Below are 14680 nucleotides of genomic sequence, written 5' to 3'. Positions count from 1 at the left end.
TTTTTATTTAATCCCAAAATTCATCTTACGCAAAAAATATAAAACCTATTTATCTATTATGGTTTTAATCTTAATTCTGGTTTATATTGTGAGAACCGGATTAAATTACACCTTAGTTACCGAAGAAATATTTCCAGAATCTAATTTACCATCAAGTTTTTTCGATATCAATTATATTGTAGATGTTATTATAGGAGAGCTTTATGTAATTTCATTTGTAACAGCCATAAAATTTGTGGTAGAATGGTTTTTAGAAAAAAAGAAAAATGAAAACTTAGCCAAACTTCAATTAAGTACCGAACTTAAATATTTGCGCACACAAATTCAGCCACATTTCTTTTTTAATACACTTAACAATTTATACGCATTAACACTTCAAAAATCCGACAATGCCCCAAAACTCGTCATAAAACTATCAGAATTAATGCAATATGTGCTTTATGACATTGATGGCTCTAAAACCAGTTTATTAAACGAAATAAATCATATTAATAATTATATAGATATTGAACGTTTACGTTTTAATGATCGTGTGGAAGTTGAAATCGACATTACAGGCAATCTAGAAGATGTGTATGTTCCGCCTTTATTACTCCTTTCTTTTGTTGAGAACTGCTTTAAACACGGCATGAATGGTTGCGATAAACTAAAATTAAAAATGAGCTTTGAAGTTACAAACTCAAGCTATTTAGAAGTTACACTAATAAATAATTTTAATCCCAATTTACCTTATCAAGAAAACCGAGGTATAGGTAATGAAAATGCTAAACGACGCTTATATTTGATGTTTTCTACAAACTTTGTTTTAGACTCTAAAATTGAAGGTGATATTTATAAACTGTATTTAAAAATACCTACCTAATGAAAATTAAATGCATTATTATTGATGACGAACCGCTTGCTATTACAGTAATAGAAAGTCATTTAAAAAACTTTGATCATATAGAAGTTGTTGAAACTTTTAACAACCCCCTAAAGGCTTATCGTGTTTTAGAACAACAAAAAATTGATGTCATTTTTCTAGACATTAATATGCCACAAATGACAGGTTTCAGCTTTATAGATAACCTAAGTTCTAAACCGCTAATCGTTATAACCACAGCGTATCGCGAGTATGCCATAAAAAGCTTTGAACTCAACATTCTAGACTACTTGGTAAAGCCTATTCCTTTTAATCGATTTTTAAAAACCGTTAATAAAATTTACCAACAAGTTTACGTGAATAATATGGCCATAGATGCTAGTTTACAGCAAGAGCCACACATCTTCCTTAAGGTTAATAAAAAGCTTTTAAAAATAAACTTAAATGACATTTTATATATCGAAAGTCTTAAAGATTATATAAAAGTCATTACCAAACTAGGCGATTATGTGGTTCATAAATCATTATCGGCTATTACTGAAGAACTGCCTCACTCTAACTTCATGCGCATTCACAGATCGTATACGGTTTCTATCAATAAAATAAGTGCATTGGAAGGAAATACGATAGAAATTTCAAACCGCAAAATCCCTATTGGACGCAACTATACCAAACAAGCTAAAGAGCGGATTTTCAACATAAACGACGATAAAGAAAACTAACATTAATAAGAATTTTAAAATTTAAACATGACTAATAACCAAACAACGACCTCACCTGCATCAAAAAACACTTTGGTGCCTATTTTAATCATTGCAGGACTCTTTTTTATATTCGGATTTGTAACTTGGATTAATGGAGCGCTCATTCCATTTATGAAAACCATTAATGAGCTTACCGACGCTCAATCTTATTTAGTAGCCTCTGCATCTTATATTTCATTCGTGGTCATGGCCTTGCCTGCATCCTATATCATTAATAAAATTGGCTATAAAAAAGGGATGTCTTTAGGCCTTATCATTATGGCTGTTGGTGCTTTGATTTTTATTCCAGCTGCCGAAGCTAGAACCTATTGGATGTTTTTAAGTGCCATTTTTATTCAAGGAGCTGGGATGACCTTACTGCAAACGGCTTCAAACCCATACATTACCATTTTAGGACCTATTGAAAGTGCTGCCAAACGTATCGCTATAATGGGGATTGCTAACAAAGTAGCAGGGGCTCTTGGTTCGGTTATTTTTGGTACTATTTTACTTTCTGGAATTGATGAGATTAAAGAAAAACTCACCATTGTAAGCGATTCTGAAAAAGCCACCCTTTTAAATACTATGGCCGACAGTGTAGTAACACCATACATTGTTATGGCAATCATTTTAGTCGTACTAGGTGTACTTATCTTAAAAGCGCCGCTTCCTAACGTTGTGGCAGAACCAATAAAACCTTCAAATACCGAAGAAGTTGCAAAAACGAGTATTTTTCAGTTTCCACATTTATGGTTAGGGGTTTTAGCTCTATTTCTTTATGTTGGTGTAGAAGTGATTGCGGGCGATACCATCATCTCTTATGGAATTTCCTTAAATATTCCAGTTGAGCAATCTAAGTACTTTACATTGTATACCCTTTTTGCTATGGTTGGGACGTATGCTATTGGTGTCTTTTTAATTCCAAAATATATCAGCCAAGTTACCGCCCTAAAGGCTAGTGCTGTTTTAGGACTACTATTTTCGCTTTGTATCATTTTCACCACAGACATTACATCGGTATATTTTGTTGCAGCACTAGGTATTGCAAACGCCCTAGTTTGGCCAGCCATTTGGCCTTTAGCGCTTAATGGTTTAGGGAAATTTACAGAAACAGCCTCTGCCCTTTTAATTATGGCTATTTCGGGAGGTGCGATCATTCCACCACTTTATGGGGCTTTGGTAGACTCTAAAAAGGAAGCTTTAATATCTCTTGGAAATGATACAGTTGCAGCTACTGCCGAAGCGGCTTCTTATGGCTACTGGATTTTACTACCTTGTTATGCGTTCATACTGTATTACGCTTTCATAGGTCATAAATCTGGTCTAAAAAAATCTTAATCTCAAAAAATGGCAACTAGCAAACGTATAGCCTCTGTTGATATCTTAAGAGGTTTAACCATTGTGGCTATGATTTTGGTAAATACACCTGGCGATTGGGGGCATGTTTATGCCCCTTTGCTTCATGCGGCGTGGCACGGCCTTACCCCTACCGATCTCATTTTTCCATTTTTTTTATACATCGTTGGGATTTCTATTTATTACGCCTATAAAAACAAAGCCAACTCGAGGGACACCTATAAAAAAATAGGCATAAGAAGTTTAAAACTAATTGTATTAGGCCTATTTTTAAATATATTCTCTCCTTTATTTCCTTTTGTTGAAGACATGGAAACCTTTAGAATACCAGGGGTGCTTCAACGTATTGGCATTGTATTTTTTATTGTATCGATTATATACCTTAACTGCAATTGGAAACAAATTTTAGCCATTTGCTTAATCATACTGTTAGGGTATTATTTATTTTTAGGTTTTGTTCCTTTACCAAACGGCGCCTTACCAACTTTTGATCGCGCTGAAAACAACTGGACGAACTACATCGACTTACAGCTTTTAGGAAACCATATGTGGCAACCCGATTACGACCCAGAAGGTATTTTAAGTACCATTCCTAGTATTGCATCTTGCCTAATAGGCGTTTTAATTGCTAAGGTTTTAGATCGTCTTGCTCCACTAAAACCATTGCTTATAACAGCCTTTGCCTTATTGATTTCTGGTTATGGTTTTAGCTTGATATTCCCAATTAATAAAGCCATTTGGAGCAGCAGCTTTGTATTGGTTACTAGCGGATGGGGCACGCTAATTCTAGCTGTCATCTACTATTTTAGAGACATAAAAGAGTATCAGTTTGGTAGTATTTTTAAATATGTTGGCACCAATGCCATTACCATATATTTTCTATCAAGTTTCATTTCAAAATGCATGTACAGCATTAAACTGGACGAAAACCATAACATCCATTCATGGCTTTACCAAACCTTATTTTTCCCTGAGCTTATCAGTGCAAAACTCGCTTCGTTACTTTACGCCCTTGTTGTCGTTGCTTTTTATGTGATTCTAGGGTATATTATGTTTCAGAAAAAGATATTTATAAAGGTTTAGTAGGGATCGGAAACCAGAACATAGTGCAATGACTTATAGACACTTCTCGACTGCGCTCGAAGACCGTTACCATCTAAATTTAGGAGTAGAGTTGAAATATTACGGTGTTCGAGCAGAGTCAAGAACCTTTCGATTAGACTGAAACAGTCTGTTATTTTTACATTCATCTAGCTTAGATAGCTTGCTGATTTACAAATCCAATTCAAATAAACTTCTTGACCCCGCTCGAAGACCATTTTCTTTTGAATTTAGAACAGGAAATTGAAATTAACACTTCAACATTAGGGTGTTCGATTTCTATGATAAAACCAAACGATTTTGATATTTATTTCCGGATTTCATTAAGGCAAAAATGATATGTATAATTTTGTTTCTTACCGCATTAATTACAAGCATTTTATTTTTGCCTTCCTTTACTTTTCGTTGATAATAAATCCCTAGATCGTTATTAAACCTTATAGCACTCATAGCCGCCAAATGGAGTATGGACTTGACTTGTTTATCTGCATATACAGATACTTTTGGTCTTCTGTATATGGATGTTCCTGATTGATGTTCAAATGGAACCACTCCAGAGTAACACGCCATTTTTCTAGGTTCTTGAATTTTCACAAAACCTTCTGTTTTAGCTAGTAAAGTCCAAGAAACTATTTTGCCCACTCCAGGAATGCTAAGCATCAACTTTTGTTGATTTTTTAATGAAGGTTCTTGATTGATTATTTCCTGTATCAACTGTTCTATTTTATCTATCTGTTTGTTGAGTTGATTCACCTGTTGTTGATTCCAATTACTTAGGTTTTCGGTTAAACCTAAAGGCTTCATTTTCTTGTAATCATGCTTTTGTTTGCTTAATCTTCTTTTAGATTTAATCCTTGCATTTCGCTCTGTCATTAGTACTTTGAGTTTTCTAATGGCCGTAGAACTCTGTCTCCAAGGCTTCAAATCATCCATGTTTTTTTCTGTAAACCAAACGATTCTATAAGCGTCTGTTCTATCATCTTTACCGCGTACTAAACCAAGGCTTTTAGATAAACTTATCGGGTTTAAAACATAAACTTTAAAATCAAACTCAGGAAGAACGTCATAGAGCTCCCAATTGTATCTACCTGTATTTTCCATAGATACGACAACTTTTTGTCCTTGATAAGCTTTTAAAAACTTTCGAATTTGTTGTTGATTATTTTTAATCTTTGAATAGGTAACATCTTGCCCCACTTTTTCACAAATATCTAAGGTTTTACTACTGATGTCAATTCCAATAAAAATGTTTTTCATAAATTAGCTTTTAGGTGAAACAGAAATGAGAAATTCATCATTAACTTAACTCCTTAATAATGGGCTTAAAATCCCGAATTTCTATTTGAGTTTTTGATGAAAAAGGAAGTCAGGTCTGAATCGGCGCATGAGCTTTTATAACTCAGAGCGGTTGTCATAGTTTACCTAACTTCCCTTTCTCTTTCTAAATATAAAAATTATCTTTTTTCTGTTTTGCTAATCTAAAGGAGCGGAGTCGAGAACTTATATCCTCACTTTAAAAAAACATGCTTCTCGACTCCGCTCGAAGACCGTTACCTTTTGATTTTAGGAGAAAAGTTGAAATATTTATTATTAGGGTGTTCGAGCGGAGACGAGAACATTTCCCATCATTTAAAAATAATGCTTTTAAATCGCAACGCTTTGTTTGAATGCTTGCTTCAATATTTTATCTTTGCAGCCTTTAATTTAGGATAGATATTTATGAAGATTTCATATAACTGGTTAAAACAATTTATAAAAACAGATTGGACACCAGAACAAACTAGCGAATTACTTACAGATTTAGGACTTGAAGTGGAAGGTTTAGAGGCTTTTCAATCGATTAAAGGCGGCCTAGAAGGCGTTGTTGTTGGTGAGGTACTAACTTGCGAAAAACACCCAAATGCCGATAAGCTAAAAGTGACTACAGTAAATGTTGGTGAAGATTCGCCGCTACAAATTGTTTGTGGCGCTCCTAATGTTGCGGCTGGACAAAAAGTTCCTGTAGCAACTATTGGAACCACGCTTTATACTGAAGAAGGTGAAGCTTGGACCATTAAAAAAGGAAAAATTAGAGGTGAAGCGAGTTTCGGGATGATTTGTGCTGAAGATGAACTCGGACTAGGAAAATCGCACGACGGGATTTTGGTTTTAGATGAATCGATTGCTGTAGGAACCCCTGTTGCTGAACTTTATGATGTTGAAAACGATCAGGTTTTTGAAATTGGATTAACACCTAACCGTGCTGATGCCATGAGCCACTACGGAACAGCGAGAGATTTAAAAGCTGGACTGGCTCAAAAAGACATTAGTGTCGAATTAATTACGCCTTCAGTTAGTGCCTTTCGTGTTGACAATCGCATCCTAAAAATTGATGTTGATGTTAAAAACAAAGAATTAGCGCCTCGCTATTGCGGATTAACCATTTCCGGATTTAAAGTAAAAGAGTCTCCGGCTTGGTTACAAAACCGTTTAAAAGCCATCGGACTTAGTCCAATAAATAACATTGTTGATGCTACAAATTATGTGTTGCATGATTTAGGTCAGCCATTACACGCTTTTGATGCCAACAAAATTGCAGGCAATAAAATTGAGGTTAAAACTTTAGAAGCTGGAACAAAATTCATTACCCTAGATGGTGTTGAACGCGAATTGCATGAAGATGATTTAATGATTTGTGATGCCGAAAAACCAATGTGTATCGCAGGTGTATTTGGTGGCACGCATTCTGGAGTAACCGAAAACACAACAAGCATCTTTTTAGAAAGTGCCTACTTCAACCCTGTAAGTGTTCGTAAAACAGCGAAACGTCATGCTTTAAATACCGATGCATCATTCAGATTTGAACGTGGAATCGATCCTAACATTACAGAATATGCCCTTAAAAGAGCGGCATTGCTAATCCAAGAGATTGCTGGCGGTGAAATTACTAGCGATATTGTGGATTTATATCCGAATAAAATCAACGATTTTGAAGTGCGTTTAAGTTTTGAAAACGCTAAAAAATTAATTGGTGAAGAAATTCCGAAGGAAGTCATTAAACGTATTCTTTCTTCTTTAGAGATAAAAGTAAACAACGTTACCGAAACTGGTTTAGGTTTAACCGTTCCTGCTTACAGAAACGATGTGCAACGCGAAGCGGATATCATTGAAGAAATTCTTAGAGTTTACGGTTATAATAACATAAAAACGACGACAAAGTTAAACGCTTCTATAGCAACTACGTCTCGTTTTGAAGATTACAAAATGCAAAACATCATTGGGAGTCAGTTAGCTTCTCAAGGATTTTATGAAATACTTTCAAATTCCTTAACCACACCTAATTACGTGAAGTTAAGCGAGCAGTTAAAGGATGAACATAACATTACTATGTTAAACCCTTTAAGTAGTGATTTATCAGTTTTAAGACAATCGCTATTGTTTTCTGGATTAGAAGCTATTTCTTTTAATATCAACAGAAAACGCGCCGATTTAAAACTTTTTGAATTCGGAAAAACGTACCATGGTTACGGCGATGATAAACGTGAAGAATTTAAGCATTTATCACTTTTCATTACAGGAAATCAATCTGCTGAAAAATGGCACGACCAAAATAAAAAGAGTGATTTCTTTTTAATGAAGGGACTCGTTTTAAGTGCTTTAGAACGTTTAGGGATTTCAAGAATCCAAGAAACACCAATTTCAAACGATTTATTTTCTGAAGGTTTAACAATAAGCTTAGGAAAAAACAAATTGGTAGACTTCGGAATCGTTAAAAAGCAAGTCCTAAAACACTTCGATATTGCTCAAGAAGTGCTTTACGCCGACTTTAACTGGGACAATATTTTAGACTTGGTTAAACACAACAACATTAAGTTTAAAGCCATTCCTAAATTCCAACCTGTAAGACGTGATTTCGCTTTATTATTGGATGATAATGTCACTTTTGAAGCTATTTATAAGCTTGCAAAACAAAGTGAGAAGCAATTGCTTAAGGACGTTAATTTGTTTGATGTGTATCAAGGTAAAAACTTACCTGCTGGCAAAAAGAGTTACGCAGTTAGTTTCACCCTTCTAGATGAAAACAAAACGCTTAACGATAAGCAAATTGATAAAATCATGAAGAAGCTTCAGTCTACTTTTGAAAGTCAATTGGGTGCTGAATTGAGGTAGATTTATTGTGGATATTTGTAATTGTTGAATTGTTATAAAGTGATGAGCTCGCTAGCGTGGACTAGTAGACCGTGCCCATAATAATTAATTATAAAGTTTTAATAAAGGTATAGTGACTTTTTCTGCTTAACTGTTATAGTTATAAGGAAGGTTATGAAAGTCAATATCGATTTAGGCACGGACTATAACCTTAAATCCGTAGGTTATAGTATTTTGTTTAGCTGTAATGATTTCTGGTAGTATTTCTCATTTTTTCAGGTGTTAAATGTTTGAAGTTTTTAAGGTTCTTGTGTTTGTGTTTGATCTGTTTGCTTACACAAGGAAGCTACTGTATATAGGATAGCCCCAACTTTGTTGGGGTTTAATTTTTTTTACATTAAACTGTTGGGGCTTGACACTTTTCTTTGTTAAGTTTTAAAGTGAATAATTCCATACACCCTTAATTTATATTGCCTAGCCGTTTTTATCCATTTGGCAGGAATGGATATAAATCTAAAGATGAATTTTTTAATTCTATAGTTTGCCTTTAATCCCTTAAATCGTTTGGAAAACCGTTCTATAATATACTGATACAAATTCCTGCACATAGCAGTAAATAACAGAAAAACTGTATTTTGCTCTAATTTTGAAAACGGCAAGTTGTTCCATCCAAAGTCATTCTTGAGAATATCAAATTCTTTTTCAATCGCTCCACGTTGATTATAAAAATCAACAACTTCATTGATGGACATCGAAAAGTCGTTGGTCAATATCGCTGAATACAAATAAGCATCTTTAGTAAATAAATTTACCTGTTTGTCATTACGCTCTATTTTACTTACAACAAGCCTGTATTCCTTAGTTTTATGGAGTTGTTTTTTTCGTTTTAATGATCTTATAAAGGGAGTGAATTTTATTTCTCCTCTGAAAATTGTTTCGGAGCCGACCCTTTGTTCAGACCAGTTAGTTATTTCAGATATCCTTTTAGCCAATGCGTCGCTCATACATGCTCTAATAAAGAATCGATTAACTTTTGTAGAAATAAAATCAACCACATTAACTTGATAAGAAGCTGCATCGGCTCTAAAAGCATCAATTTGTATTCCTTGATTTTCGAGTTCATAAAACATTCTAGTTAATGTTTCTAACTGTAAATCTTTGGCTGCACTATTTCCATTTCGATTTTCAACATAAACAATATTATTCTTAATTATCCCCACTCCTGGGCAGTATCCAGAGCCCTTTTTGTAAGTTCTTATGCTGTCTTTCTTATTGGTGTATAGAATCGTATTGTCATAATCTAAAATATGATCATTCGTGGTAGTTAAGTTCAACTTTTTCAATAATCTTAAATTCAACTCATTTAAAGTAAAGTTCAAGCCAAATTGATGTAAACTAGTGCCTCTGGGTAATGTAAAAAGGTCTTTTGTCTGTGATAATTCTTTGAATCTATCAAGAATCCTATCAGGACTTGGTACTCTAAAAAAAGGATTATCTCTTAGATGCTCTTTTAAGTTCAACGAGATATCTTCAATACAATCTCCTCCACAAAAATAGATAGACCAAAAGGAATATAATAAGTCTTTCCAACTATAAGAAGCTTGCTGTACTATATGTGGTAAATTGTTTTCAAGCAATGTGCCTAAACCAAGCTGTTCAAACTCATTGATAACAAAATTTAATCCTCCAAAAGGATTAATACGTTGAGATTTTATTATTTTCATAATGTGTTTTTGTAGCAACACCAATTTAGGTGAAAACACACAAAACCGCAAACCTTTGTAAACAAATAGTTTGCGGTTGTTTTTTACTCTATACCTACGGATTTAAGGTATAAGTCCGTGCTAACGGATTCATCTTCTTATTAGGTTAGCTTAAAAAATATGTTTATCCTCGATTTTTCAGGTTAATTCGTTATTTTTGGTAATAGATTAAATTGTAATGAATATTCAAGCGGAAAAAATAGAATTGATTAAAATGCTTTTGGACACTGAAAATCCGAAAATTATTGAATCGATTAAAAAAATCTTCAAAAAGTCAAAAACCACTGATTTTTGGGACGATTTGTCTATTGAACAACGCAAAGAAATTGAAAATGCTTCTCGTGAAATAGAACACGGGGAAGTTACAGATTACGATGCCTTCATGGAAAAACACAGATAATTTGAGTAGAAAAGTTGTTATTTCAAAAACAGCCGAGAAGAAATTAGAGAAACTTTTCGAATACTTAATCAACGAATGGTCTTTAAAAATAAAAAAGGATTTAGTTGAAAAATTAGATTCATCGATTGAGATCATCAAAAACCAGCCAGAAATATTTCCTGAATCTAAAAAAGGAAACAGATTAAGAAAATGTGTCATCACCAAACAAACAACATTATACTATCGCTACAATTCCAAGCGAATTAACATTGTTACCATATTTGATACAAGACAAGATCCGATTAAATTGGATAAAGAAATATAAAACTAAATTTCTAAAAGGTATATCACTAAAATATAAAAGCCATTTTTATTTCCATAATTACGGCTTTTTTTCTACCACTAACCAGATAGTGCGGACTTGTACCTTAAATCCGTAGGTTATAGTATTTTGCTTAGCTGTAATGATTTCTGGTAGTATTTCTCATTTTTTCAGGTGTTAAATGTTTGAAGTTTTTAAGGTTCTTGTGTTTGTGTTTGATCTGTTTGCTTACACAAGGAAGCTACTGTATATAGGATAGCCCCAACTTTGTTGGGGTTTAATTTTTTTCACATTAAACTGTTGGGGCTTGACACTTTTCTTTGTTAAGTTTTAAAGTGAATAATTCCATACACCCTTAACTTATATTGTCTAGCCGTTTTTATCCATTTGGCAGGAATGGATATAAATCTAAAGATGAATTTTTTAATTCTATAGTTTGCCTTTAATCCCTTAAATCGTTTGGAAAACCGTTCTATAATATACTGATACAAATTCCTGCACATAGCAGTAAATAACAGAAAAACTGTATTTTGCTCTAATTTTGAAAACGGCAAGTTGTTCCATCCAAAGTCATTCTTGAGAATATCAAATTCTTTTTCAATCGCTCCACGTTGATTATAAAAATCAACAACTTCATTGATGGACATCGAAAAGTCGTTGGTCAATATCGCTGAATACAAATAAGCATCTTTAGTAAATAAATTTACCTGTTTGTCATTACGCTCTATTTTACTTACAACAAGCCTGTATTCCTTAGTTTTATGGAGTTGTTTTTTTCGTTTTAATGATCTTATAAAGGGAGTGAATTTTATTTCTCCTCTGAAAATTGTTTCGGAGCCGACCCTTTGTTCAGACCAGTTAGTTATTTCAGATATCCTTTTAGCCAATGCGTCGCTCATACATGCTCTAATAAAGAATCGATTAACTTTTGTAGAAATAAAATCAACCACATTAACTTGATAAGAAGCTGCATCGGCTCTAAAAGCATCAATTTGTATTCCTTGATTTTCGAGTTCATAAAACATTCTAGTTAATGTTTCTAACTGTAAATCTTTGGCTGCACTATTTCCATTTCGATTTTCAACATAAACAATATTATTCTTAATTATCCCCACTCCTGGGCAGTATCCAGAGCCCTTTTTGTAAGTTCTTATGCTGTCTTTCTTATTGGTGTATAGAATCGTATTGTCATAATCTAAAATATGATCATTCGTGGTAGTTAAGTTCAACTTTTTCAATAATCTTAAATTCAACTCATTTAAAGTAAAGTTCAAGCCAAATTGATGTAAACTAGTGCCTCTGGGTAATGTAAAAAGGTCTTTTGTCTGTGATAATTCTTTGAATCTATCAAGAATCCTATCAGGACTTGGTACTCTAAAAAAAGGATTATCTCTTAGATGCTCTTTTAAGTTCAACGAGATATCTTCAATACAATCTCCTCCACAAAAATAGATAGACCAAAAGGAATATAATAAGTCTTTCCAACTATAAGAAGCTTGCTGTACTATATGTGGTAAATTGTTTTCAAGCAATGTGCCTAAACCAAGCTGTTCAAACTCATTGATAACAAAATTTAATCCTCCAAAAGGATTAATACGTTGAGATTTTATTATTTTCATAATGTGTTTTTGTAGCAACACCAATTTAGGTGAAAACACACAAAACCGCAAACCTTTGTAAACAAATAGTTTGCGGTTGTTTTTTACTCTATACCTACGGATTTAAGGTTGTAGTCCGTGCCCACAATAATAAATTAGAAAGTTTTAATAAAGGTATAGTGACTTTTTTTACATAACTAATATAGTCATAAGGTAGTTTATAAAAGGAAAGTGTTTTTTCTAAATGAATGTTGAAGTTCTATTTACTTTTAAGCTTTTAAGGGGATTTGATGTAACATGAATGGTATAGAGGTATCGACTTAAGCACGGACTACAACCTTAAATCCGTAGGTATAGAGTAAAAAACAACCGCAAACTATTTGTTTACAAAGGTTTGCGGTTTTGTGTGTTTTCACCTAAATTGGTGTTGCTACAAAAACACATTATGAAAATAATAAAATCTCAACGTATTAATCCTTTTGGAGGATTAAATTTTGTTATCAATGAGTTTGAACAGCTTGGTTTAGGCACATTGCTTGAAAACAATTTACCACATATAGTACAGCAAGCTTCTTATAGTTGGAAAGACTTATTATATTCCTTTTGGTCTATCTATTTTTGTGGAGGAGATTGTATTGAAGATATCTCGTTGAACTTAAAAGAGCATCTAAGAGATAATCCTTTTTTTAGAGTACCAAGTCCTGATAGGATTCTTGATAGATTCAAAGAATTATCACAGACAAAAGACCTTTTTACATTACCCAGAGGCACTAGTTTACATCAATTTGGCTTGAACTTTACTTTAAATGAGTTGAATTTAAGATTATTGAAAAAGTTGAACTTAACTACCACGAATGATCATATTTTAGATTATGACAATACGATTCTATACACCAATAAGAAAGACAGCATAAGAACTTACAAAAAGGGCTCTGGATACTGCCCAGGAGTGGGGATAATTAAGAATAATATTGTTTATGTTGAAAATCGAAATGGAAATAGTGCAGCCAAAGATTTACAGTTAGAAACATTAACTAGAATGTTTTATGAACTCGAAAATCAAGGAATACAAATTGATGCTTTTAGAGCCGATGCAGCTTCTTATCAAGTTAATGTGGTTGATTTTATTTCTACAAAAGTTAATCGATTCTTTATTAGAGCATGTATGAGCGACGCATTGGCTAAAAGGATATCTGAAATAACTAACTGGTCTGAACAAAGGGTCGGCTCCGAAACAATTTTCAGAGGAGAAATAAAATTCACTCCCTTTATAAGATCATTAAAACGAAAAAAACAACTCCATAAAACTAAGGAATACAGGCTTGTTGTAAGTAAAATAGAGCGTAATGACAAACAGGTAAATTTATTTACTAAAGATGCTTATTTGTATTCAGCGATATTGACCAACGACTTTTCGATGTCCATCAATGAAGTTGTTGATTTTTATAATCAACGTGGAGCGATTGAAAAAGAATTTGATATTCTCAAGAATGACTTTGGATGGAACAACTTGCCGTTTTCAAAATTAGAGCAAAATACAGTTTTTCTGTTATTTACTGCTATGTGCAGGAATCTGTATCAGTATATTATAGAACGGTTTTCCAAACGATTTAAGGGATTAAAGGCAAACTATAGAATTAAAAAATTCATCTTTAGATTTATATCCATTCCTGCCAAATGGATAAAAACGGCTAGACAATATAAGTTAAGGGTGTATGGAATTATTCACTTTAAAACTTAACAAAGAAAAGTGTCAAGCCCCAACAGTTTAATGTGAAAAAAATTAAACCCCAACAAAGTTGGGGCTATCCTATATACAGTAGCTTCCTTGTGTAAGCAAACAGATCAAACACAAACACAAGAACCTTAAAAACTTCAAACATTTAACACCTGAAAAAATGAGAAATACTACCAGAAATCATTACAGCTAAGCAAAATACTATAACCTACGGATTTAAGGTACAAGTCCGCGCTAACTGATATATAGTTATATGCCTAATATCTCTATGGAAACTTTATAACCTTATAGCTTTGTAACATTATAACTCCCTAAAATCATCAAAAATTCCGTATCTTTAATAGATCACTAAAATTTAAACATTATGTCTGATTCAAATTTCACAAAAGTTTATACTGGCGATATCATTATCGTGCAACGTATCGTTTCCGAGTTGGAAAATGAAGGTATCAGTCCGATTGTAAAAGACCAAACAGAATCGGCTAGACTGGCTGGTTTTGGTGGTGGTAATTTTCCAGGTTTTCAAGAAATTTTCGTTAATAACGATGAACTTACAAAAACCCTCGAAATCGTAACTGATATTACAGCTAGTTTGGAGGAAGAATAACAAGATTAAACCTTTTTTCTATCGACCATAGTTTAACGAATAAAAAAATAAAACCCCATCAGTATTTTAAATCTGATGGGGTT

12 protein-coding genes are annotated in these 14680 nt (G+C 33.2%); 9 read left to right on the top strand and 3 right to left on the bottom strand.

Translation table 11 applies throughout. The features are described 5' to 3' along the window. Nucleotides 1-58 precede the first annotated feature (58 nt). The 4 genes from JJL45_RS09875 to JJL45_RS09860 are packed head-to-tail and all read left to right on the top strand — an operon-like array spanning nt 59 to nt 4044. Nucleotides 59-862, top strand: a complete 804-nt coding sequence (locus JJL45_RS09875) for a sensor histidine kinase (RefSeq protein ID WP_242521381.1) — start codon at nt 59-61, stop codon at nt 860-862. Then, nucleotides 862-1584 (top strand): LytR/AlgR family response regulator transcription factor, encoded by a 723-nt coding sequence (locus tag JJL45_RS09870; RefSeq protein WP_068604255.1) that lies wholly within the window; start codon nt 862-864, stop codon nt 1582-1584. Before JJL45_RS09875 ends, JJL45_RS09870 begins: the two co-directional genes overlap by 1 nt. Before the next feature lie 27 nt (nt 1585-1611). Beyond that, a complete protein-coding gene (locus JJL45_RS09865) occupies nt 1612-2943 on the top strand; it encodes a sugar MFS transporter (protein WP_068604257.1) in 1332 nt (443 codons plus the stop codon). Nucleotides 2944-2952: 9 nt separating this feature from the next. Next, nucleotides 2953-4044, top strand: a complete 1092-nt coding sequence (locus tag JJL45_RS09860; RefSeq protein WP_068604259.1) for an acyltransferase family protein — start codon at nt 2953-2955, stop codon at nt 4042-4044. Between the two features lie 297 nt (nt 4045-4341). Here the strand turns inward: JJL45_RS09860 and JJL45_RS09855 are convergent, their stop codons facing one another. Next, a complete protein-coding gene (locus tag JJL45_RS09855; protein ID WP_068604262.1) occupies nt 4342-5319 on the bottom strand; it encodes an IS110 family transposase in 978 nt (325 codons plus the stop codon). Between the two features lie 462 nt (nt 5320-5781). Here JJL45_RS09855 and pheT point away from each other — a divergent pair, with 462 nt between their 5' ends. Then, complete coding sequence (pheT, locus tag JJL45_RS09850) at nt 5782-8211, top strand: phenylalanine--tRNA ligase subunit beta (protein WP_068604263.1); 2430 nt, start codon at nt 5782-5784, stop codon at nt 8209-8211. 407 nt (nt 8212-8618) lie between these two features. Here pheT and JJL45_RS09845 read toward each other — a convergent pair whose 3' ends face one another. Next, nucleotides 8619-9914, bottom strand: a complete 1296-nt coding sequence (locus tag JJL45_RS09845) for an IS1380 family transposase (protein WP_202664122.1) — start codon at nt 9912-9914, stop codon at nt 8619-8621. Nucleotides 9915-10131: 217 nt separating this feature from the next. Between JJL45_RS09845 and JJL45_RS09840 the strand changes: the two genes are divergently transcribed. Then, the gene (locus JJL45_RS09840) at nt 10132-10353 is read left to right on the top strand and encodes a hypothetical protein (RefSeq protein ID WP_202664124.1); all 222 of its coding nucleotides are present in this window, start codon (nt 10132-10134) and stop codon (nt 10351-10353) included. A 1-nt stretch (nt 10354) separates the two neighbouring features. After that, a complete protein-coding gene (locus JJL45_RS09835; RefSeq protein WP_202664123.1) occupies nt 10355-10657 on the top strand; it encodes a type II toxin-antitoxin system RelE/ParE family toxin in 303 nt (100 codons plus the stop codon). Nucleotides 10658-10977: 320 nt separating this feature from the next. On the opposite strand, the gene JJL45_RS09830 is transcribed toward JJL45_RS09835, so the two are convergent. Further along, complete coding sequence (locus JJL45_RS09830) at nt 10978-12273, bottom strand: IS1380 family transposase (protein WP_202664122.1); 1296 nt, start codon at nt 12271-12273, stop codon at nt 10978-10980. Between the two features lie 424 nt (nt 12274-12697). On the opposite strand from JJL45_RS09830, the gene JJL45_RS09825 reads away from it, so the two are divergent. After that, nucleotides 12698-13993: an IS1380 family transposase gene (locus JJL45_RS09825; protein ID WP_202664122.1), complete on the top strand. Its 1296-nt coding sequence runs from the start codon at nt 12698-12700 to the stop codon at nt 13991-13993. A gap of 361 nt (nt 13994-14354) precedes the next feature. After that, the gene (locus tag JJL45_RS09820) at nt 14355-14597 is read left to right on the top strand and encodes a putative signal transducing protein (RefSeq protein WP_067147840.1); all 243 of its coding nucleotides are present in this window, start codon (nt 14355-14357) and stop codon (nt 14595-14597) included. Nucleotides 14598-14680: the final 83 nt, after the last annotated feature.

The sequence above is a fragment of the Tamlana sp. s12 genome (assembly GCF_016767215.1).
Classification (GTDB): Bacteria; Bacteroidota; Bacteroidia; order Flavobacteriales; family Flavobacteriaceae; genus Pseudotamlana; species Pseudotamlana agarivorans.
Note: the sequence above shows the minus strand (reverse complement) of the source record. Positions and strands in the feature narration are given on the sequence as shown.